Raw genomic sequence first — 21,769 nt, forward strand, 5'->3', positions numbered from 1 at the left:
CAACATGACAGTCAGGTTATGGGACTATCCTATCATAAAAATAGCCTGTCTGCTAATATATTTTACCTATCACGCCCATAAATAAAGGCTAATCCATAGGGATAATCGCCGCTGTCAAGTCCTCCCACTTGTTCACTATCTTGTCTGGGCTGACACTGGTTTCCGGAGCTAAACGCAACCGATGATTAAACCAAATAGCCTGCCAACCACAAGCCTTGGCCCCTATGACATCATTCTCAAAGGAATCGCCTACATAACAAATCTCATCAGAGGAAAGTCCCAAACGTTGCTCCATGACCTTAAAAATCTGCGGATTTGGTTTAGCTACCCCAAGCTGACCAGAAATAAGAATTAGGTCTTGGTCAAACCAATCCAAAAGGCCCAAAGTGCGTATCTTCCGCAATTGGTGGCGATGAGGACCGTTTGTTATGATCCCAAGCGCAAGTCCCCTTTCTTTACAATGGGAAAAAATCGCTGGAAACATCGGACTAAGCTCCAACTGTCCTTGGAAATAATCATAATCAATCTGAATGGTCAAAGCTAGAGCATCCGATACCTGAAATCCAAAATCAGCTAAAGCTGCTTTCATCCGATAGATATGACTGTCCTTTAAACTCATCTTGCCAGTCGCTGCTGCTTCAAATACCTGATCTGCATGATGACGAAAGGCTAGATAAAGGGGACCGACTAGCTCATCATCCACCTGCAAATGCCTATCCAAAGCCTTTTTGAAGGGCTGGATTTGGTCGTATAAGGTATCATCTAAATCAAAAATTACTGCTTTCATGCTTTGATTATAACAAAAAACCTAGCCCCTTGACTAGATTTTCTGCTTTGAATAATTTCCAGATTCCTTCACAGACCTACACACTCTCCTCAGCCGAGGACCAAATACTGACTAACTCTCTTGACAGGTGATTGACATACAGAAAAGCTACTCCCGCAATCACAAGCGTCGCCAGGATGATCTCCACTTGCAAGACAAATGACAGGAGGGATTGAAGTCCCACCAACTTCCCTAGGGTCAGTTTTAGGGAAATAGCAGAGCTGACAAGTGGAAAAGTAAAGGCTGCAAAGAGAGGACTAAAACCATTTTTGGTCAATCGTCTGAGCGAGAGAACCACTGTTAGATAGAAGGATTGGGACAGGACTAACAAAAACACAAGCAAGCGCAAATCTACCTGCTCTGCCAATTGAAGATAGGCAGTTAAAAGCAGGGCAGTCGGAGCTGCAAAAATAGCTAGCAGGGGAAATTGAGCCTGAACCAATTTAACACGCAGCAAACGATACACAACAACTGGCAACAAGATAGCAAAGGAAATACCCGCAAAAATCAGAGAAAACCATCCCAGTCTAAAGGCTTGATAGACTGGAGCAGTCACCCCAACCATGGCAAAGCCTACATAGACGATAAACCAGCTTGGAAAAACCAACTCCAACCTTCTTGGACCGATAAACCGATAGGAGAAAAAGACGATATAGGCACCGTAAAGCAAAACCAGAGTCAACCAAATTCCTTTACCAATTCCAAAAGGTAGAGGAGAAAGGCTGGCTGTCAGCAATAACAAGCCCATAAAAAGCGTAGCAAAACAAGAAGCAACAATGGGCTGACCTAGCTCAGTCCTAGTTTTTGACCAGACAGCAAAAATTCTGGAAAACAGCAGACCATAGCCCAGCAAGACTAAGGCTTGCAGACTGGGTTTGATAAGAGGATGAACAGTCGCCAGTAGATTGGCTAAGGCTACCAGAGCCAGTAGCAGACCTGAAAGGGCTAGGGGGACTTGGACTAAACTTCTTTTCATATTGGACCTCCGTGATAGATATGATGACTGATTGTAACAAGTTTAAACGAGTTACCCCTATCCTATCAGAAAAAGAAGATCCTTACTAATATATATTACTTATTCATCCTATAAAAAATGACTATACTGCTCTTCTCCTACACCCTAGCCTGTATCTCATGCATCTGAGCATAGACACCGCCTTGCTCAATCAGGTCTTCATGTCTGCCACGTTCAATAATACGACCTTGGTCCAAGACCAAAATCTGGTCTGCATTTTGAATAGTGGACAGACGATGGGCGATAATAAAGGTTGTCCGACCTTCCTTGACCACTTCCATAGCGTGCTGGATAATTTCTTCCGTTTCCGTATCGATATGAGAAGTCGCCTCATCCAAAATCAAGATTTTGGGATTGGAGTAAAGGGTGCGGGCAAAAGCAATTAGCTGGCGTTCCCCACTAGAGAAGGTTGACCCCTTTTCAAATACTGGTTCATCGATACCTTGTTCCAGGCGAGCAAGCATTGGACCTGCCCCAACTTTTTCCAGGGCCTCTATGACTGCCTGTCTATCCATCTTCTCCTTATCCATAGCCACGTTGCTAGCGATGGTTCCAGTGAAGAGATAGGGATCCTGAAGGACAATCCCCATGTGACTGCGCAAGCTCTCACGTGAATAATCACGGATATTTTTGCCATCAATCAAAACCTGACCCTCCTGAGGATCATAGAAACGGTAGAGAAGGTTCATAATGGAGGACTTGCCTGATCCTGTGTGGCCCACCAGAGCTATGGTTTCTCCCTTGTCAGCCTGAATGGAGATGTCCTTGAGAATAGGCTTGCCAACTTCATAGGCAAAGGTCACTTGGTCAAAGACCACCTGACCGTCTGTCACCGTCAATTCAGCACTACTATCGGGCTCCGTTTCTTCTTCCAGCAAGCCCATCAACCTCTTACCTGTTTCAATCGACCGAAGGAGATTTGGAAACTGCTTGACCAAGGCACCAAGGGACACAAAAATCCCTTCAATATAATCAATATAGACAAATAATTTACCCGGTGACAAGCTCGATTGACCTTGTAGGAATTGATAGCCAATAATGGTTAAAATCCCTGTCACAACCAGAAATTTCAGAAACTCCGTCAAGGTCCATGTCGAGCTGGATTGGGCCCAGATAATCTGGTTATCTGCAAGGCGCATCTTATCTGCTGTCGCTTCAAACTCAGCTAGCACTCTCTCTTCCTGCCCATAGAGCTGGATCAAACTAGCACCATTCATGGTTTCATTGACCTGAGTATTGACCTCACTTCGAGCATCGTAAAAATCCTTCATAGGCTTATCTGTCAACTTTTTATAGATAAATTGAATACCGATAAAGACTGGAATTAGTAGCAAGAGAGCAAAGCCTAGACTAGGATTGATGTAGAAAACAATCCCGTAGGTAAGAAGCAAGCGAATAAAACTATTAAAGACATTAACAAGAGTACCGTAAAACTGATTGCGCAAGGTTTCAGTATCGTTAACAATACGAGTGGCAATCTTTCCGGCAGGTTTGTCATCAAAATAAGAAATGGGCAAGTGCTGCATAACATCATAGGCCTGATTGCGCAAATACTCTGCGATCCTATTGGCAGAGTGCATCAAAATCCTCATGGAAAGGTAATAACCAAGTGCACCCAAGAAAATCATGATCACATATTGACTTGCCATCTGCAAGAAAAGGGATTCTTGGAAGGGTTGGCCTTCACTCAAGGCCCGCAAAGGTCCGTCGATGGCTTTTTGAATAATAAGAGGGGCAAAACGCAAGAGGCTAGAAGCTACTAAGTAACAGACTACAGCAAACGTAAAGAGCCACTTAACGCGACCAATTTGCTTCAATAAAAATCCTAAAACCTTCATTATTCTCCTCCTTCCTGACTTTGTTGGCGCTGGTATTGTTCATAGTACCAGCCTTCTTGGGCTAGCAGGTCTGCCGGTCGGCCTTCTTCTACAATGCGACCTTCATCCAAGACTAGTACCCAGTCCGCATGGTTGACAGCAGACAGGCGGTGGGTCACAATAACATTGGTCTTGCCTGCACGTTCTTTCTGGATATTTTGGATAATCTGACCTTCTGTGCGAGCATCGACTGCTGACAGGGAATCATCTAAAATGAGCAAGTCTGGCTCTCGTAAAAAGGCACGCGCAATAGAAATCCGTTGTTTCTGACCGCCAGAAATAGACACACCCCGCTCGCCAATCATGGTGTCCAGTCCATGACTCATCCGCTCCAAGTCCTGGCTAAAGGCTGCGGTTGCGATAGCCGCTTCAATTTCTTCCAAACTACTGTCACGCTTACCAAAGGCAATATTTTCCCCAACTGATTTTGAAAAGAGAATGTGTTCTTGGGGAACATAGCCAATTTTTTGCTCCAGGCTTGAGCGTTTGAAGTCAAGGACAGACTGATGATTAACAAGAAACTCACCCTGCCCAACTGGATACTGACGTAACAATTGTCTAACCAAGCTGGTCTTGCCGGAACCCGTTTTCCCAACAATCCCGACTGTCTGACCGGCTTTCAAGGTCCAGTTAATCTCCTGCAAACTCGGACGGTCCGACTGAGGATAGCTAAAGCTGTAGTTCTTGAAAGAAATACTATCCAGCTCGGCTATTTCTACCGAGCCATCCACTTCCAAGTCATCTCCTGTTTCAATCAGCTCCTGCAGTTTTTCAAATGAAGTCTTACCTGTCTGATAAACCAGTATGAAATCCGCCAGGGTCCAGAAAGGCTCTAGGAGGGAACTGACATAGAGTTGAAGGGCGATAACCTGCCCCAGACTAAGCTGACCAGACTTGACTGCCCCTGCTCCAAGCACCAAGACCAGGATAGTCGACAAACCCAGACCGACCGTAGCCAAGGGGTTATAAAGAGATTGCAGGGTAGTAATCCGGTCTCCACCATCCGCCAATTCCTTGGTTCGAGCCTGAAACTGACCCTTTTGAGTTGCCTTTTTGCTATAGGCCCGGGTGACGCGAATGCCTTCGACAACTTCCAAGACCTCATTATTGAGCTGTGCAACTGCCTCACGGTTAGCATCAATAGCCAAATCCTGCTTACGACCAATAAAAAAGAAAGCAACTGCCATAAAAATCATCGGTAAGATAGCCAGGAAGGAAATCTTCCAGTCAATCAAAAGCATGGTAGGAATGATAAATGCCAACATACCACCGGAATAGACCACAATCATGAGCCCATAGCCGACCATCTCCATCAGCCCATCAACATCCGTAGAAAATCGGGTCATGACATCCCCAGATCGAAATTTTTCATAAAAAGGTGTCCGCATGGTGACCATCTTTTTAAAGGCTCGTTGTTGTATATCGAATTTGAAATTGACTGAGGCCTGAAAAAGCTTAAGATGCCAGATAAAGCCCATCCCATAATTGAGAAAGGTCACCAAAAGCAAGAGCCCCATCTCTTGAACTAAAATCCGCTCAGTCAAGCCATTCTTGGTCAAAATATCCACCATCCGCTGAATGATTTGTGTAGGTATCAAGAGGGTGATATCGTAAATAATCAAGGTCACAACAACCACCAAGTAGAGCCACTTGTGTTGCTTGACGTAATCAAATATCAATCGAAACATATTTCTCCTTTAAGTTAAAACCTGTATTCATTCAAAATACCCTCTCATTCTAAAAGTATTTTACTTGTGAAAAAGGTTATTAAAACGATTCCTTTCTAAGCACAAAAAAGCCTAGGTGTGTTTTAAACTCCACCTAGGCATGGCTTTAAGTCCACAAAAATAGACTAACTCTAAAATAGCCCTGGAAAGCCCACCTGACCATGTTAAGACATGCTTGACTTTCCCACTATTCCAGAGTAGGGCCACGAAAACTCCAAAAGTCTTTCAATGAGCCCTGTTTTCCTGCTTAGAAAGGAGTGTATGATAAAAAATAGCTTGCTGAAGGACAAGTTGTGTGTTCATTTGTTTTACTCCTTTCTTTTTTCTAAGCCCTATTCTAACATAATAAACTGACAAGTCAAGATTTTTTTGATATCAGGGGAGAATTTGGGGCAGACATAACAAAAACCCTTGTGTATCAAGGGTTTTCAACGTTATTTTATGCTAGTTGCCGGGATTGAACCGGCGACCTCATCCTTACCATGGATGCGCTCTACCGACTGAGCTAAACCAGCAGTACCTTATTAGTTTACCATATTTTACCTATTTGTCAACACTTATTTAAAAAAGTACACCTCAATCCTGAAGGTTCTTCCTAGCTTTTAGTTAACAACACTACAGATGACCCGCGCCCACTAATACAATAAAATATTCCTATAACTGCACAAGCAAAGAAGAAATGGATGTTCCTTCTCACCATTCGTACTCGTAATGACAAAAAAATATGGTCCGTCACCAAATAAGTGCGGACCTTTTCATTTTTTAAATTTTCAAGTAACGATTCATGGAAATAACTGAACCGAGTGAACCGATGAGGATACCGATAACAAATAGGGCTCCAACCATACTTGGAATAAAAATATCCAAACTAATCAAGGACAAATCTTGGCTAGCAAGACTAGCATTGACAGAATTATAAAACATCTGATACAAGAAATAGACCAAGGCAGATGGTAAAATAGCGCCAAGCAAGCCTACCCAAGCACCTTCCCAAAGAAAGGGACCACGGATATAGCTGTTCTTTGCACCAACCAAGCGCATAATCTGAATTTCACGGCTACGAGAAATAATGGTAATACGAATGGTATTAGAAATCAAGAATATAGCTGTAAACAAGAGCAAGCCTGTTGCTGCTAGTCCCCAAGTGCGCACCATTGATGCTAATTTGAAGATACGCTCCGTTTCCACCTCGCCATCACGGACTTCTGTAACCCCATCAATTTTTGCAACTTCTGCCGCAACCGATTTTACGTACTGAGGCTCAGTCGTATCAATGATATAGGCATCGTAAAGCGGGTTTGCATCTCCTTGGAAGAGATTCCAGGTTTCACCAAGAGTGTCGGTCAGCTTTTTCAACTGTTCATCCTTACTTGAGTAAGTAACTGTTTGCACATTTGGAAGGGCTGTGATTTGGTTGTAAACCTTATTGAAATCAGGGTTGGCTACTGTTTCGCCGGCCTCATTGACAATGGTTTCAGCCTGATCTGTTGAATTGGCCCGTAAGTAAACATTGATACGAACATTGTGTTCCAAATCAGAAGCCAGTTTAGCAGTATTGAGAATAACAGAAGCAAATAAACCAACCATAGCCAATGTGATCGTTACTGATGAAATAGCAGCAATTGTCATCCAACCATTTCGCTTCAAACTCTTGAGAGACTCAATAAAGTGTCTAAAAAATCGTCTAATCATCGTATCCATACTCTCCTTGTTCTTCATCCCGTACCACTCGACCGTCTTCGATCGCTATAACGCGGTGGCGGAGGGTATTTACAATCTGACTATTGTGGGTTGCCATCAAAACTGTTGTCCCTTGCAAATTGATACGCTCCAAGAGATTCATGATTTCCCAGGAATTTTCTGGATCCAAGTTACCAGTTGGCTCATCGGCAATCAATACCTTAGGATTGTTGACAATAGCACGGGCAATAGCGATACGCTGCTGCTCACCACCAGATAATTCATTTGGGAAGGAACGGATTTTATGTTTCAAACCAACCAAGTCCAAGACTTCCATAACACGTTTTTTAATATTGCGTGGTTTTTCGCCGATAACTTCCATAGCATAGGCAATATTTTCAAACACAGTCTTTTTCGGTAAGAGTTTATAGTCCTGGAAGACCACCCCGACACTACGACGGAGCAAAGGGACATCTCTCTTCTTGATTTTAGCCAGGTCAAATTTCCCAACTGTCAAACTACCCTTATCAAGCTTTTCTTCACGGTATAAGAGTTTGATAAAGGTTGACTTACCTGCACCTGAAGGACCTACAATATAGGCAAACTCTCCAGCCTCAACATTGACGGACACTCCTCGAAGGGCCGTCGTTCCGTTTCCATATTTCTTGGAAACGTTCTTCATTTCAATAATTCTCATAGGATATTCTGTCTAAGACAGTCCTTTCTCTAGATTTTAGCTAATTCGCCATTTTAAGTAAGCATCGATAAAGCCATCCAAATCACCGTCCATGACCTTATCGACCTGAGCCACTTCGTGACCAGTACGATGGTCCTTGACCATGGTATAAGGCGTAAAAACGTAGGAACGTATTTGACTGCCCCAAGTAATCTCTTTTTTATCTCCCTTGAGTGAGTCAACCTCTGCCGCCTTCTTCTCTTGCTCCAATTGATACAATTTAGCCTGCAAGAGTTTCATAGCTCGATCACGGTTACCATACTGAGTACGGTCCACAGTTGACTGAGTCACAATACCTGTCGGAATGTGGGTCAAACGCACACCTGTTGAAACCTTGTTGACGTTCTGTCCACCGGCACCACCTGAACGGAAGGTGTCCATTTTCACCTCATCATCTCTGATTTCAATTTCAATGGTATCATCCAATTCTGGCATAACTTCCACCGATGTAAAGGATGTATGACGGCGTTTAGCTGAGTCAAATGGTGAGATACGTACCAAGCGATGAACACCCATTTCTGACTTGAGCAAACCATAAGCATTTGGACCTGTAAAGCTAAGGGTTACTGACTTAATACCTGCTTCATCTCCAGCTTGGTAGTCCAAGGTTTCTACTGTAAAACCTTTGGCATTACCAAAACGCTGATACATCCGAAGCAACATTTCTCCCCAGTCCTGAGCCTCGGTACCACCGGAACCTGGATGAATTTCCAAGATGGCATTATTGTGGTCATAGGGTTCTGACAAGAGCAAGGTCATTTCATAGGCAGTCATGGATTTATCCAAGTCTGCTAACTTCTCGACCAACTCATCCCGTACCGACTCATCTTCTGCTAGGAAATCCAAAAGAATTTCAGATTCATCATATAAATCCAACATCTGATGGAAATTTCCATAGGTATTTTTTAATTCATTTAATTCTTGGGAAGTCTTTTGTGCCGCCAAATTATCATTCCAAAAATCTGGCTCCGTCATCTTGTTCTCAAGAATGGCAATCTCTTCTTCCAGACCTTCTAAGTCAAAGAGACCCCCTAAAAGACGTTAATTTCTTGCCAAGTTCTTCAATCTTTTGGCGAATTTCTGCTGTATCCATATACACCTCATTTTTTATTTATCTTTGTATTATATCACATTTGCAGGCTATTTACCATGTTAAGAAATGCTGTCTGCTCTGCTAGGACATCTGCGTTATCCGATTTGATGCTCGCAATAAAGTCTACTATCTCCTCATTAGGCTGCTTTACCAATTGCCCCAAGGCCCAAATCGCCGTCGCCATGTGGACAGGATTCTGTTTCTTATCAATGATTTCTAAGAGTTTGGGAATGGCAGAGCGATCATTACTATTGGCTAAGGCTATGATGGCATTGCGCTGAAGAATGTTTTTTCCCCTCCAAGAACCAGCAATCAAGCCGAATTTTTCCTTGAATTGTCCATTGGACAAATCCAAAAAGGGAATTAACTCTGGTTCTGCCAAATCTGGATCAATCTCTACCACAGGTGGACTGGAAATTCCTTTATTGTAAGGACAACAAATCTGGCAAATATCACAACCATAGATAACAGTCTTGATTTTCTTGCGAAATTCTAAGTCCATCATGCCCTTATCCTGGGTCTGAAAAGACAGACAACGCCGAGCATCCATGGTCGTATCACCTAATAGACAAGACGTAGGACAGGCTGCAACACAACGATTACAGTCCCCACAGTCGTAGTCGACTGGCTGATCTGGTTCGATTTCTAGATTAGTTACTAACTCTCCTAAGAACATATAGGAACCAAATTCCTTAGAGATAACCAATCCATTCTTACCGATAAAGCCAATTCCAGCTCTTCTAGCAACAGCAGTATCCACCAAGGTCCCCGTATCTACCATGGCCTTGTATTCCAGACCGTCCGTTAATTGCTCAATTCCTCGAGCCAAACGTTCTAGCTTGTCCTGGATAACATAGTGGTAGTCCAAGCCCCAGGAATTCGGCGTTATTTTACCTCGTTTGAACTGAGTTTTCTGGGGTTTGACTGGCAAGTGTCGCGGATAGGCTACTGCAATGGAAATAATTGTCTTTGCAGATGCCAAAGACAATTTGGGACGGATGCGTTCTTCAATGTTCTTATGTTCAAATCCAGACGAACGCCCCTCTTCCTGACTAGCACGAAGTGATTTCTCCAAATAAGCAAAATCATCTGCCGTTGTAAAACCAATTTTAGAAATCCCAATTTCCTGAGATAATCTAATAATCTCTTCTTTGATATTCATTCTATTCATTTTAACAAAAAGTTCTTATCCTTGGCAAGATTTACACAAAGAAATAAGTTGTTAATATAACAAAAGTTGTTAAAACCAAGCAAAAGACATTCATGCGCTCGTAGGCTTTCTCACGCCAAACACTCGTCAATACATACATGACATTGATGCCAATTGCACCGCCCAAACCATTGGCCAACAAGTCTGTTATATCTGCAATCCCTAACAAAAGCACATATTGGGTCACTTCAAATAGAAGACTGACCAACAAAATCAGCATAAGATTGGAAACCCAAGATGCCTTGCGAAATAAGATTTCCATGTAAATTCCAAAAGGAATGAAACTAATAATATTAAAGAAAATTTCTGGAAAATTCAAAATCCCATTATAAACGGCTGTCCCTGCCAGAGGGATGAGATTGAACTGGGCTAAATCATACCGACCGTACAGGATGGACAAGTCCATCTTAAAGACAATCATCCAGGTCAATAAAAGGAGGTAGGCTAGAAATAAAAAAATACTCATTTTTCTAGTCTGCATAAAAACTCCTCCTTTCCAGCATATTTTATCATTATATCACAAATAAGAACATGAAAAATGTCACTTTTGTGACAATACACAGGTCTTGTTACAAGTAGTTTACAAGAGATGAAGAAAAGAAGGTTTTGAAAACCTCCCTCCCCATTCTATTAGGAAAATGTCCTATTGCCATACTGAAAGGCTTTGAATTGTTGGATTTGAGCCATGAGCCGTTGGTAGTTAGCCTCCTTACAGGCCTTCATAATCAAAAAACAGTCAATGAATTTCCACACATATAAGCCCATAAACAAGAGAATACCAATGAGAATAAAAAGAGTCACAAAAGACACACCAAAGGTAATCAACTTGGCCGAGCCCATCCGCTTGTCCCCAATATAAAAACGGTCCACGCCAAACTCACCAAAAAAGATGGCTAAGATAAGGGCAATCAATGGCTGGCGCAATTCAACCATCATCAGCGCATTCAAAGCTCCCTCGTCCAAATCCTCTAGTTCTTTCTGAAGCAGAATTAACTTATCAGATGGTAAATAACTACTCTTACTAAACACATAATTTTGCAGATAATTCATATAAATCCCTCTCTCACAGAAATTATAGCAGTTTCTTTATTATCAGGCAAGCCTATAGAGAAAAACAGCAGCGAAAACCGTTTACATTTTTTTCCTTTTTGCTATAATGAAACTAGATTGTAAGGAGGTTCTTATGAGAGTTATTATTCATTATCTAAAACCTATCAAACAAGTATCCTCCCAAAGACTTCCACTCCTGGTAGACGGAAAAATTGCTGGGACAGTTACTCAAGGAAAAATTTTAAGCCTACCAATTACACAACCATCTGTTACACTAAGCGTTCGAGGGGATAAAAAGTCAGCCATTCAAGTTAAAGAAGGCGATAGAGTCTAAATAATATAGTCGAATGAATTAGCTTTCAGACAAGGAACTGAGGCGCAGGCTGTACTGAAGTACGGCAAGGCGAAAGTGACGATGTATCAAAGCTAATTCAGATGACTATGGAAAATAGCAGATACTTCACTCTCCACTATTTCAGCTTGGCAATTGTACCAATCGCCTTACTGTTTAACTTACTAACTCTTGTCAAAACCATCCTCCTCATACTAGCACTAGCCATCACTTTGTTGGCACAAGCAATCTTCCCAAAATACCTTATCAGTACAGAAAAAAGCTCAGACCACTAAATCTGAGCTTTTATTTTTTTCTTAATGTAAATTAGATAGCTTTTTCATCCAATCCCATCTTACGTTGTACAAATTTGACAATTTCAACAACGACAACCATGAGACCTGAACCAATAATTGCTACCAACCATTGAGTCGGTGTCAAGATTGAAACCTTGAAGAAGGTATTGAATCCTGGGATTACCAAGGTTGCCATCAAGAGCAAGAAGGCAGCTACGATAGACCAGTTAAAGAGTTTGTTCTTAAATGGACCAACTGTAAAGATAGATTGGTAAACAGACTTCACGTTGAAGGCATGCACCAACTGAATCAAACCAAGAGTCAAGTAAGACATAGTAAGAGCATCTGCGTGAATTTCTTCATAGGTGCTGTGTTCTGGGAATAACAAAGCATAGCCATAAACACCCAAAACAAGTGCAGTTTGAAGGATACCTTGGTAGACGATAGAGCTCAAGACACCACCTGAGAAGAAGCTTGAGTTACGTCCACGAGGTTTGTGGGTCATAACACCTGGTTCAGCCGGCTCGACACCAAGAGCGATAGCTGGAAGCGTATCTGTTACCAAGTTAATCCAAAGAAGATGAACTGGCTCCAATACATCCCATCCAAAGAGGGTTGCAAGGAAGATACACAATACCTCAGCCGTGTTAGCTGACAAGAGGTACTGGATGGTTTTTTGGATGTTTGAGAAGACTTTACGTCCTTCTTCCACCGCCACGATAATAGTCGCAAAGTTGTCATCTGCAAGGACCATATCAGAAGCACCTTTCGAAACTTCCGTACCAGTAATACCCATACCGATACCAATGTCGGCAGTCTTAAGTGATGGCGCATCGTTAACACCGTCACCTGTCATGGCAACAACCTTACCGTCATTCTGCCAAGCCTTAACGATACGAACCTTATGTTCTGGAGATACACGAGCGTATACAGAATATTGTTTGAAGACTTTTTGGAACTCTTCATCCGTCAATTCGTTGAGCTCAGCACCAGTAAATACATGGTCTTCTGTGTCATTTTCATCGATGATACCAAGACGTTTGGCAATAGCCTCAGCTGTATCCTGGTGGTCACCAGTAATCATGATTGGACGGATACCCGCTTCTTTGGCAACACGAACTGCTTCCGCCGCTTCAGGACGCTCAGGGTCAATCATACCAACCAAACCTGAGAAGATAAGATTATTTTCAACAATCTCAGACTCCAATTCAGGAATAGCATCCACATACTTGTAAGCCATCATCAAGACACGAAGTGCTTGTTTAGCCAAGTCCTTGTTAGTTGCAAGAATAGCTTGCTTATCCGCATCGGTAATCGGACGAACTGTCCCGTTTTCTTCAATTTGCGTTACACGTTTGAGCAATTGGTCTGGAGCACCCTTAACAGCTACGAAGTAGTTTCCAGCAGCTTGTTGATGAATGGTTGACATCAATTTACGTGTTGAGTCGAATGGCAATTCAGCCACACGAGGCTCAGAAACCAAGACTTCACGAACGTCAAAGTTTTGATCCAAACCAAATTGAACAAGGGCCGTTTCAGTTGGGTCACCGATCAATTTTCCTGTTGGGTCAACTTTTGTATCGTTGGCAAAGTTCATTACACGAAGCGTTGTATTGCTTGCATCCAAAGCTTCTTTTGCATCAATCAATTGACCATTTGTATAAACCTTCTCAACCGTCATCTGGTTCATGGTCAAAGTACCAGTCTTATCTGATGCGATAATTTCAGTTGAACCAAGTGTTTCTACGGCTGGCAACTTACGGATGATGGAGTTACGCTTAGCCAATACTTGAGTACCAAGTGAAAGAACAACAGTAACGATAGCAGGCAAACCTTCAGGAATTGCCGCAACGGCAAGAGCTACTGAAGTCATAAGAGCAGGCAAGATTCCTTCTCCACGAACAAAGACTGATACAGCCATTGTAATCACAGCGATGACCAATACTGCATAGGTCAAAACTTTAGACAACTGGTGCAAGTTCTGTTTCAATGGAGTATCTGTTTCATCTGCATTGGCAAGCATGCCTGCGATATGCCCCACCTCAGTGTACATACCAGTGTTGGTAACCACACCAAGACCACGTCCGTAAGTAACGTTTGAGTTTTGGTAAGCCATGTTGACACGGTCACCGATTGGTGCATCCGCTTCAAGAACCTTGGAAAGATCCTTATCAACTGGAACAGATTCACCTGTAAGAGCTGCTTCTTCGATTTTGAGGGAGTTAGCTTCCAACAAGCGCATATCAGCTGGAACAACATCACCTGCCTCAAGCAAGACGATGTCACCTGGCACCAAGTCCTTAGAATCAACCTCGACTACGTGACTGTCACGAAGGGCACGCGCAACAGGGCTTGACATGTTCTTTAGAGCTTCGATAGCCGCTTCTGCTTGACCTTCCTGATAAACACCAAATGCAGCGTTCAAGATAACTACCGCTAAGATGATAATAGCATCTGTCAAACCATGAGAACCCTCAGTAATCACAGTCAAAATCGCAGCTGCAATCAAGATGATAATCATCAAGTCCTTGAACTGATCCAAGAATTTAGCCAAGAGTGTGCGTTTCTCACCCTCATCCAATTCATTACGACCATAGTCTGCCAGACGTTTGCTAGCTTCACTGCTAGACAAACCGTCTAAAGAAGACTCCATGCTTGACAATACTTGCTCTTCGCTTTGTGTGTAAAACAAATCGCGTTTTTGTTCTTTTGACAATTTCCTTCTCCTTTTCGGCCTCTTTCCTACCTTTTACCAATAAAAAAGAGACCTGTTTTATTAAAACAAGTCTCGCTATTTAAGATAGTGCCGGAAACGATTTTCGGAATGACGACACTACCACGGAAAATTCCGTTAGCTACTCCCTCGATTTGCTAACTATTATAACAAATTTCTAAGGAATTTCAAAGAATATTTTCTATGAAAACGTTTTTCATTTCCATTCAATATGCATCTTATAGCTAGCAAATTTCTGTTGATTTTCTAGCCCATTTAAATCATAATGAAGGATTAGTTCTTGCTGTTCAACACTCAACTGATACAGGCTGGTTTGTGTCACAAAATGCTGGATCCCTATCGGCGTTGGAATAGTCACAATAGCTTCCTTATGCTTGACAAATCGCATGATGGATTTGGGAATAGAAAAGCGTGTCATAACCATTTCTTCCTGATCACACTTAATGACAACTTTTTCTTCCTCATCATTCTGATAGATGAGGTAAAGCTTCTCATCTTTTTCCTTCACCTCTACTGAGAAAGTCTGATCTATCACTTCCAATTGGCCATCTAAATCAATTTCATTCCGTAGACGAATATTCATGCTTCCTCCTATGATATTTTAATATTGGTAATGAATGATGAACGAATCAGGGTTAGACCTGTAAAGGCTGCGATAAAGACAACTAAGATTTTCAAATTATTGATGTCCAAATTAGATAGGAAGAAGGCCGCTGTCAAGACACCCAAAACACCCCCTACAATAATGCCTGGAACTCCTGGCCAGTTGACGCGGCCCGATTGGATAAATTGCTTGGCCCCAGCAGACAACATCATAGCTGCATTCAGCATCATGACAGGAAGGGCCACCGCTGGACTAATACCCATCAAGGAGAAGAAAATCAATTCTGGCGCGTAGTTGCCCAAGCCCATACTCAATAGCATACCGATAAGGAAGTCAAATACAATCCCAACAAGCAGCTTCCAACCTGTCAGACCACGAACATCATTGGCCAAGTCAGCACCAGGGTTGGTCACCATCCGATAGACCATAATACCCGCTGCAACAATAAGCAAAATCCCCAAGACCCGCTGTACTTTCCTGGTATCCCAATGTTGCGTCACACGTGCACCAACTGAGGCACCTGTAAATGCAGCAATAGCCAAAGAAATCAAGGTCGTCATTTCTACTTCTACAATGGTGATAAAGAGCAGGGCCTCCAACAAGATAGGAATGATGTGAGCCGTCGTCATAGTTGCTGGAATCCGTCGGTCATCCTCTATCAATTTTGTCGCCTTCAGCAAACTTGTCGTTGTTGCGAAGGTACCAATCCCCAAGGTATCCAACAAGTCTGTTACATAACCAATGGCAAAGCCCGTCCAAAATCTGTCTTTCAAAGAAATCTTATTTTTCCGAGCATAGCTAACAATCAAGTAAAGCATCCAGGCAATCATCCCCACAAGGATAAACTGGATAGCATGTAAAATAAGTTTATTTGTCATTCCTCCATTATACTTAAAAGATAGTATTTGGTACATAGCAATATCCTTGTTTTATGAGAAAAAAAGCCGAAATTCTGACAATTTTTGGTATAATAAATCTATGATAGAAAAAGTTTTTCGTGACCCCGTCCATAACTATGTTCATGTTGACCATGAATTGATTTACAAACTCATCAATACAAAGGAATTTCAGCGACTACGCCGCATCAAACAACTAGGAACCACTTCCTATACCTTCCATGGTGGCGAGCATAGCCGCTTTTCGCACTGCCTCGGTGTCTATGAAATTGCCCGACGAATAACAGAAAAATTTGAAGAAAAATATCCACATCTATGGCATCCTGCCGAGAGCTTAGTAACAATGGTTGCTGCTCTTTTACATGATATTGGACACGGAGCCTATTCCCATACCTTTGAGCGCCTCTTCGATACCGACCATGAAGAAATGACCTGTGCCATTATCACCAGTCCTGAAACGGAGGTCAATCAAATATTAAAACAGGTAGCTCCCGATTTTCCTGACAAAATTGCCTCCGTCATCAACCATACCTATCCCAATAAACAGGTTGTCCAGCTGATTTCCAGCCAAATTGATGTCGACCGCATGGACTATCTACTCCGTGATTCCTACTTTACAGGTACCAACTATGGTGAATTTGACCTAACCAGAATATTACGAGTTATCCGTCCTACAGAAAATGGCATTGCCTTCAAAGAATCAGGTATGCACGCAGTTGAAGACTATGTCCTCAGTCGCTACCAAATGTACATGCAGGTTTACTTCCATCCAGCCAGTCGCTCCATGGAAGTTCTCTTACAAAATTTGCTCAATCGAGCAAAATTACTCTATAAGAGCGAACAAGATTTTTTTGCTCGAACCTCTCCACGCCTGGTTCCCTTTTTTGAACATCGTGTTAGCCTTTCTGACTACCTAGCACTGGATGATGGTGTCATGAATACCTATTTCCAGTCTTGGATTGACGGACCTGACCATATCTTATCTGACCTGGCCCAACGCTACATGAACCGTAAGGTCTTCAAATCCATCACCTTCAAGGCAGAGAATGAAGAAGACCTCAACCAACTGCGGAGTTTGGTAGCCGATGTCGGCTTTGATCCAGAATACTATACAGCTATTCATCATAATTTTGATCTGCCTTACGATATTTACCGTCCCAATGCCGAGAAGAAACGGACACAGATTGAAATCTATCGCAAGGATGATACCAAGGTCGAGCTTTCCACCCTATCACCAATTGTCCACTCTCTTTCTGGAACCATCCATGGTGATAGCCGTTTCTATTTCCCAAAAGAAATGCTGGAAGATACTGGTATTTTTAGCCAGCACACTACTGATTTTATCAGCCATATTCATAACGATCATTTTATTACTGGAGAAAAAGATGTCCATTAAACTTGTAGCCATCGACATTGATGGAACTTTATTAAATAGCCAACATGAAATTACCCCGGAGGTCTTTTCAGCTATTCAAGATGCCAAAAAGGCTGGTGTAAAAATTGTTATTGCCACAGGTCGCCCCATCTCAGGAGTTCGTGCCATTTTGAAAGAACTCAATCTGACTGAAGTTGGCGACTACGTCATTACATTTAACGGTGGTCTAGTTCAAGACGCCTCAACTGGTGAAGATATTGTCAAAGATACCTTGACCTATGTCGATTATCTGGACATCGAACTAGCTGCCCGCAAACTCAAACTTCCTATGCATGCCAGTACCAAAGAAGGTATGTATACTGCCAACCGCGATATTGGAAAATATACCATTTATGAATCCATGTTAGTCAGCTCCCCTGTCTTCTACCGTACTCCAGAAGAGATGGCTGATAAGGAAATTATCAAGGTCATGTTGGTGGATGAACCTGAAATTCTTGATGCTGCCATCCCTCAACTTCCAACCAGCTTGACTGACAAATACAATGTTGCCAAATCTGCACCATTCTACTTAGAAATCACACCAAAAACCGTTAACAAGGGACAGGCTATCATCCAATTGGCTGAAAAACTAGGTCTGACAATGGATCAAACTATGGCTATTGGCGATCAAGAAAATGACCGTCCCATGCTTGAAGTCGTTGGCAATCCCGTCGTCATGGAAAACGGTAATCCAGAACTCAAGAAAATTGCTAAATACATCACCAAATCAAATGACGAGAGTGGCGTTGCCCATGCCTTGAGAGAATGGGTGCTGCAATAACCTCTTACAATCACAAAAAAGACATCAGATACAAACATCCGATGTCTTTTTCTATACTTTTATTAGAAGTTCAACAAAGCCAAGAAGCTTTCAGCTTCAAGTGAAGCACCACCAACAAGGGCACCGTCAACGTCTGGACAAGCCATGTATTCAGCAACGTTTGATGGGTTTACAGAACCACCATATTGAACACGAACCTTGTCTGCCACTTCTTGACCAAAGTCAGCAGCAACAACGTCTCGAACAGCTTTACACATGTTTTGTGCATCATCTTTAGTAGCTGATTTACCAGTACCGATTGCCCAGATTGGCTCATAAGCAATAACAAGTGATGCAACTTGCTCAGCAGTCAAGTCTTTCAAGGCTGCAGAAACTTGAGCACCTACGAATTCAACTGCTTTACCAGCTTCGTAAGTTTCAAGTGACTCACCACAACAGATGATTGGTGTCAAACCATTACGGAAGATAGCGTGTGCTTTCTTGTTGATATCTTCATCCGTTTCATGGAAGTAATCACGACGCTCTGAGTGACCAATAACCACATAGTTAACTCCCATTTCAGCCAATACTTTTGGAGAAGTTTCACCAGTGAAGGCGCCAGCATCTTCAAAGTAGCAGTTTTGAGCAGCAACTTTCAATTCAGAATCTTTAGCGAACCACAAAAGAGCGTTCAAATCTACAGCTGGAGCTGCGATAGCTGCTTCAATTTTGTCGCCAGCGGGCAATTTGCCTGCAATAGCCTCAACGAAAGCTTGTGCTTCTTGAGGATTTTTGTTCATTTTCCAGTTTCCTGCAATGATTGGTTTACGTGACATTTCACATACCTCTTCTTTTTTATTTTACAAAGCCCATTATAGCATAAACTTAGCTAAGATTAAAGAATTTCTGTGCATTTTATGAATACTTACAGAAAAACTCTCCACTCGAAAGTGGAGAGTTACAATTTTTGTTGTCTGACAAATAATTGTTATTTCTGGGAACTCAATCGAATTAAGCTTCGATTTCTGTAACCATACCTGAACCAACAGTACGTCCACCTTCACGGATAGAGAAAGTAGTACCTTGTTCAACGGCGATTGGGTGGATCAATTCAACGTCGATAGTAACGTTATCACCAGGCATTACCATTTCAGTACCTTCTGGCAATTTGATTGAACCAGTTACGTCAGTTGTACGGAAGTAGAACTGTGGACGGTAGTTGTCGAAGAATGGAGTGTGACGTCCACCTTCTTCTTTAGTAAGGATGTAAACTTCACCTTTGAATTTAGTGTGTGGGTTGATAGAACCTGGTTTAGAGATAACTTGACCACGTTCGATTTCATCACGTTGTACACCACGAAGAAGCACACCAACGTTATCGCCGGCAAGACCTTCATCAAGTTGTTTACGGAACATTTCAACACCAGTTACAACTGCTTTAGATTTTTCTTCTTGAAGACCAACGATTTCGATTTCATCGTTGACACGAACAGTACCACGGTCGATACGTCCTGAAGCTACAGTACCACGACCAGTGATTGAGAATACGTCCTCGACTGGAAGAAGCAATGGCTTGTCAGTATCACGTTCTGGTTCTGGAATGTACTCATCAACTGTGTTCATCAATTCCATAACGATGTCTTCGTACTTAGAGTCACCTTCAAGAGCTTTAAGAGCTGAACCTTGGATAACTGGAAGATCATCACCTGGGAAATCGTATTCTGAAAGAAGGTCACGGATTTCCATTTCAACCAACTCAAGCAATTCTTCGTCGTCTACCAAGTCAACTTTGTTCATGAAGACGATAAGGTGTTTAACACCAACCTGACGTGAAAGAAGGATGTGCTCACGAGTTTGTGGCATTGGACCGTCAGTAGAAGCTACTACAAGGATCGCACCGTCCATCTGAGCGGCACCAGTGATCATGTTTTTAACGTAGTCCGCGTGTCCTGGAGCGTCGATGTGAGCGTAGTGACGTTTTTCAGTTTCATACTCAACGTGTGCAGTGTTGATAGTGATACCGCGCTCGCGCTCTTCTGGAGCAGCATCGATAGACGCATAGTCTTTAGGTTGGTTAACTGATGAAGGCAAGCGACGTGCCAATACAGTTGTGATAGCTGCTGTCAAAGTAGTTTTACCGTGGTCAACGTGTCCAATTGTACCAATGTTAACGTGGGGTTTACTACGATCGTATTTTTCTTTTGCCATTTTGGTAAAAGCCTCCAATAAAATATATTTTATAGATAGACAGTAGGCAATACGGTCTAACTTTACCTTACTATTCTATCAAATTGTGGCAGAATTGCAAGCATTTTCTATCGTTTTTGTTATTTATTGCCAGAAAGTCATGTTTTATCGCCTTCATTGAGCATTAAAAACTCGCCAACAGGTCCTGATGACGAGTACGGAATAATTTGGCCTATTTGGTTCTAATTATCAATTTTGATATAACGACGATGTCCAGAATAAGAAAGGTAAGAAATCCACTGATGCCCTTCCGCTTGAATAAGTTTATCATAGGTAATTGAACTACCACTTGTATAGTAGGTAATTTCAGCTGCCTGGATACTTGGTTGTGCTGTAACTGATACTCTCTTGGTCACTTGATAAACTCCTTGAGTTGCCAATCTTTGCTGTTCTGTCGCTGAGGAACCTAGATGTTGCTGAATGTGTGTAGAACGCAATGCTTCTGTTCGAACATAGCGACGAGTACCACTGTAAGAAGGATAGGACAACCAACGGTAGCCATCTGTCTCAACAACTTGGTCGTAGTTGATTTTTTCACCTTTTGTAAACTCAAATTGAGTTGGAGCTTGATTTTCTGCCTTGTTTTTTACTGGGACAGTTTTCATAACGGTGTAGCTACCACTCTGGGAAAGAACTGTTTTCTGCTCATTCTTATTCTCGATTGGACCGGAAGCTAGTAGATTGGTTGTTGGGGCGGTCGCAGGTGAGCTTGCTACCTGACCCAAATCTACATAGCGACGGGTGCCACTATAGGATAGATAAGAAATCCATTGATGACCGTCTGCTACTAGCGTCTTATCGTAATTGACCTTGTCACCTTTTTCGAATGTAAATTGAGTTGTGGCACCTGCCTTGGCTTCATTTTTCACCGCGACCTGTTTGCTAAAGTGATAACTACCACGGCTGGCTAGTTTTTCTGCCTGCGGAGATAGATTTGATTGACTAGCCACGGGAGTAGAGCTTGGGGCTGGTTGACTAGGGGCTGTCGCAGGTGAACTTGCGACCTGACCCAAATCTACATAGCGACGGGTACCACTATAAGATAGATAAGAAATCCACTGATGTCCGTCTGCTACTAGCGTCTTGTCGTAATTGACCTTGTCACCTTTTTCAAATGTAAATTGAGTTGGGGCAATTGCCTTGGCTTCATTTTTCACCGCGACCTGTTTGCTAAAGTGATAGCTACCACGGCTGGCTAGTTTTTCTGCCTGCGGAGATAGATTTGATTGACTAGCCACGGGAGTAGAGCTTGGGGCTGGTTGACTAGGGGCTG

General features: G+C 42.5%; 20 protein-coding genes and 1 tRNA gene. 4 read left to right on the top strand and 17 right to left on the bottom strand.

Annotated elements, in window-relative coordinates:
* Positions 1 to 88: 88 nt before the first annotated feature.
* The 11 genes from RFK25_RS03845 to RFK25_RS03895 form a co-directional block, all read right to left on the bottom strand.
* Positions 89 to 787: an HAD family hydrolase gene (locus RFK25_RS03845; RefSeq protein ID WP_332411609.1), complete on the bottom strand. Its 699-nt coding sequence runs from the start codon at positions 785 to 787 to the stop codon at positions 89 to 91.
* 76 nt (positions 788 to 863) lie between these two features.
* Complete coding sequence (locus tag RFK25_RS03850) at positions 864 to 1,802, bottom strand: TDT family transporter (RefSeq protein WP_332411611.1); 939 nt, start codon at positions 1,800 to 1,802, stop codon at positions 864 to 866.
* A gap of 137 nt (positions 1,803 to 1,939) precedes the next feature.
* Positions 1,940 to 3,679 (bottom strand): ABC transporter ATP-binding protein, encoded by a 1,740-nt coding sequence (locus RFK25_RS03855; RefSeq protein ID WP_332411614.1) that lies wholly within the window; start codon positions 3,677 to 3,679, stop codon positions 1,940 to 1,942.
* Positions 3,679 to 5,406: an ABC transporter ATP-binding protein gene (locus RFK25_RS03860; protein ID WP_332411617.1), complete on the bottom strand. Its 1,728-nt coding sequence runs from the start codon at positions 5,404 to 5,406 to the stop codon at positions 3,679 to 3,681. Before RFK25_RS03860 ends, RFK25_RS03855 begins: the two co-directional genes overlap by 1 nt.
* A gap of 481 nt (positions 5,407 to 5,887) precedes the next feature.
* A tRNA-Thr gene (locus RFK25_RS03865) sits at positions 5,888 to 5,960 on the bottom strand.
* Between the two features lie 247 nt (positions 5,961 to 6,207).
* Entirely contained in the window at positions 6,208 to 7,137 is a 930-nt protein-coding gene (ftsX, locus tag RFK25_RS03870) for a permease-like cell division protein FtsX (protein WP_332411619.1), read from the bottom strand.
* Entirely contained in the window at positions 7,130 to 7,822 is a 693-nt protein-coding gene (gene ftsE / locus RFK25_RS03875; RefSeq protein ID WP_105114296.1) for a cell division ATP-binding protein FtsE, read from the bottom strand. Before ftsE ends, ftsX begins: the two co-directional genes overlap by 8 nt.
* A 36-nt stretch (positions 7,823 to 7,858) precedes the next feature.
* A protein-coding gene (gene prfB / locus RFK25_RS03880) for a peptide chain release factor 2 (RefSeq protein ID WP_332411621.1) occupies positions 7,859 to 8,954 on the bottom strand; the annotation gives its coding sequence in 2 pieces (ribosomal slippage) (positions 7,859 to 8,881 and positions 8,883 to 8,954; 1,095 coding nt in all).
* A gap of 34 nt (positions 8,955 to 8,988) precedes the next feature.
* Entirely contained in the window at positions 8,989 to 10,116 is a 1,128-nt protein-coding gene (gene queG, locus RFK25_RS03885; RefSeq protein ID WP_332411622.1) for a tRNA epoxyqueuosine(34) reductase QueG, read from the bottom strand.
* A 40-nt stretch (positions 10,117 to 10,156) separates the two neighbouring features.
* Positions 10,157 to 10,645 carry a VanZ family protein gene (locus tag RFK25_RS03890; protein WP_332411623.1) on the bottom strand — a complete coding sequence of 163 codons (489 nt, stop codon included), beginning with the start codon at positions 10,643 to 10,645 and terminating at the stop codon, positions 10,157 to 10,159.
* A 149-nt stretch (positions 10,646 to 10,794) separates the two neighbouring features.
* Positions 10,795 to 11,214, bottom strand: a complete 420-nt coding sequence (locus tag RFK25_RS03895) for a TM2 domain-containing protein (RefSeq protein WP_332411626.1) — start codon at positions 11,212 to 11,214, stop codon at positions 10,795 to 10,797.
* A gap of 133 nt (positions 11,215 to 11,347) precedes the next feature.
* Here RFK25_RS03895 and RFK25_RS03900 point away from each other — a divergent pair, with 133 nt between their 5' ends.
* Positions 11,348 to 11,548 (top strand): hypothetical protein, encoded by a 201-nt coding sequence (locus tag RFK25_RS03900; protein WP_332411629.1) that lies wholly within the window; start codon positions 11,348 to 11,350, stop codon positions 11,546 to 11,548.
* Positions 11,549 to 11,655: 107 nt separating this feature from the next.
* Positions 11,656 to 11,841 carry a hypothetical protein gene (locus RFK25_RS03905; protein ID WP_332411631.1) on the top strand — a complete coding sequence of 62 codons (186 nt, stop codon included), beginning with the start codon at positions 11,656 to 11,658 and terminating at the stop codon, positions 11,839 to 11,841.
* A 31-nt stretch (positions 11,842 to 11,872) separates the two neighbouring features.
* Here RFK25_RS03905 and RFK25_RS03910 read toward each other — a convergent pair whose 3' ends face one another.
* From RFK25_RS03910 to RFK25_RS03920, 3 genes are all read right to left on the bottom strand, one after another.
* Complete coding sequence (locus RFK25_RS03910) at positions 11,873 to 14,557, bottom strand: cation-translocating P-type ATPase (protein WP_332411632.1); 2,685 nt, start codon at positions 14,555 to 14,557, stop codon at positions 11,873 to 11,875.
* A 214-nt stretch (positions 14,558 to 14,771) separates the two neighbouring features.
* Positions 14,772 to 15,158, bottom strand: coding sequence for a DUF1934 domain-containing protein (locus RFK25_RS03915; RefSeq protein WP_332411633.1), 387 nt, complete (start codon positions 15,156 to 15,158; stop codon positions 14,772 to 14,774).
* An 8-nt stretch (positions 15,159 to 15,166) separates the two neighbouring features.
* The gene (locus tag RFK25_RS03920; RefSeq protein ID WP_332411634.1) at positions 15,167 to 16,057 is read right to left on the bottom strand and encodes a sulfite exporter TauE/SafE family protein; all 891 of its coding nucleotides are present in this window, start codon (positions 16,055 to 16,057) and stop codon (positions 15,167 to 15,169) included.
* Positions 16,058 to 16,157: 100 nt separating this feature from the next.
* Between RFK25_RS03920 and RFK25_RS03925 the strand changes: the two genes are divergently transcribed.
* Both RFK25_RS03925 and yidA read left to right on the top strand, forming a co-directional pair.
* On the top strand, positions 16,158 to 17,471 hold the full coding sequence (locus tag RFK25_RS03925; protein WP_332411635.1) for an HD domain-containing protein: 1,314 nt from the start codon (positions 16,158 to 16,160) through the stop codon (positions 17,469 to 17,471).
* On the top strand, positions 17,461 to 18,270 hold the full coding sequence (gene yidA / locus RFK25_RS03930) for a sugar-phosphatase (RefSeq protein ID WP_332411636.1): 810 nt from the start codon (positions 17,461 to 17,463) through the stop codon (positions 18,268 to 18,270). The genes RFK25_RS03925 and yidA overlap by 11 nt, the downstream gene beginning before the upstream one ends.
* A 62-nt stretch (positions 18,271 to 18,332) precedes the next feature.
* Here the strand turns inward: yidA and tpiA are convergent, their stop codons facing one another.
* The 3 genes from tpiA to RFK25_RS03945 form a co-directional block, all read right to left on the bottom strand.
* Positions 18,333 to 19,085, bottom strand: a complete 753-nt coding sequence (gene tpiA, locus RFK25_RS03935) for a triose-phosphate isomerase (RefSeq protein WP_004298713.1) — start codon at positions 19,083 to 19,085, stop codon at positions 18,333 to 18,335.
* 175 nt (positions 19,086 to 19,260) lie between these two features.
* Complete coding sequence (tuf, locus tag RFK25_RS03940) at positions 19,261 to 20,457, bottom strand: elongation factor Tu (RefSeq protein WP_012775011.1); 1,197 nt, start codon at positions 20,455 to 20,457, stop codon at positions 19,261 to 19,263.
* Between the two features lie 221 nt (positions 20,458 to 20,678).
* On the bottom strand, positions 20,679 to 21,769 hold a 1,091-nt coding region (locus RFK25_RS03945; RefSeq protein ID WP_332411637.1), incomplete at its 5' end, for an SH3 domain-containing protein.

The sequence above is a fragment of the Streptococcus sp. SS-4456 genome, assembly GCF_036680365.1.
Lineage (GTDB): Bacteria > Bacillota > Bacilli > Lactobacillales > Streptococcaceae > Streptococcus.

What these genes read in the sequence shown, in the direction of transcription:
- RFK25_RS03890 (WP_332411623.1), bottom strand. Translation starts at nt 10,645, where the DNA reads ATGCAGACTAGAAAAATGAGTATTTTTTTATTTCTAGCCTACCTCCTT.
- RFK25_RS03920 (WP_332411634.1), bottom strand. Translation starts at nt 16,057, where the DNA reads ATGACAAATAAACTTATTTTACATGCTATCCAGTTTATCCTTGTGGGG.
- RFK25_RS03925 (WP_332411635.1), top strand. Translation starts at nt 16,158, where the DNA reads ATGATAGAAAAAGTTTTTCGTGACCCCGTCCATAACTATGTTCATGTT.
- RFK25_RS03900 (WP_332411629.1), top strand. Translation starts at nt 11,348, where the DNA reads ATGAGAGTTATTATTCATTATCTAAAACCTATCAAACAAGTATCCTCC.
- ftsE (WP_105114296.1), bottom strand. Translation starts at nt 7,822, where the DNA reads ATGAGAATTATTGAAATGAAGAACGTTTCCAAGAAATATGGAAACGGA.
- ftsX (WP_332411619.1), bottom strand. Translation starts at nt 7,137, where the DNA reads ATGATTAGACGATTTTTTAGACACTTTATTGAGTCTCTCAAGAGTTTG.
- queG (WP_332411622.1), bottom strand. Translation starts at nt 10,116, where the DNA reads ATGAATATCAAAGAAGAGATTATTAGATTATCTCAGGAAATTGGGATT.
- RFK25_RS03915 (WP_332411633.1), bottom strand. Translation starts at nt 15,158, where the DNA reads ATGAATATTCGTCTACGGAATGAAATTGATTTAGATGGCCAATTGGAA.
- RFK25_RS03845 (WP_332411609.1), bottom strand. Translation starts at nt 787, where the DNA reads ATGAAAGCAGTAATTTTTGATTTAGATGATACCTTATACGACCAAATC.
- RFK25_RS03860 (WP_332411617.1), bottom strand. Translation starts at nt 5,406, where the DNA reads ATGTTTCGATTGATATTTGATTACGTCAAGCAACACAAGTGGCTCTAC.
- tpiA (WP_004298713.1), bottom strand. Translation starts at nt 19,085, where the DNA reads ATGTCACGTAAACCAATCATTGCAGGAAACTGGAAAATGAACAAAAAT.
- RFK25_RS03905 (WP_332411631.1), top strand. Translation starts at nt 11,656, where the DNA reads ATGGAAAATAGCAGATACTTCACTCTCCACTATTTCAGCTTGGCAATT.
- yidA (WP_332411636.1), top strand. Translation starts at nt 17,461, where the DNA reads ATGTCCATTAAACTTGTAGCCATCGACATTGATGGAACTTTATTAAAT.
- RFK25_RS03850 (WP_332411611.1), bottom strand. Translation starts at nt 1,802, where the DNA reads ATGAAAAGAAGTTTAGTCCAAGTCCCCCTAGCCCTTTCAGGTCTGCTA.
- tuf (WP_012775011.1), bottom strand. Translation starts at nt 20,457, where the DNA reads ATGGCAAAAGAAAAATACGATCGTAGTAAACCCCACGTTAACATTGGT.
- RFK25_RS03895 (WP_332411626.1), bottom strand. Translation starts at nt 11,214, where the DNA reads ATGAATTATCTGCAAAATTATGTGTTTAGTAAGAGTAGTTATTTACCA.
- RFK25_RS03855 (WP_332411614.1), bottom strand. Translation starts at nt 3,679, where the DNA reads ATGAAGGTTTTAGGATTTTTATTGAAGCAAATTGGTCGCGTTAAGTGG.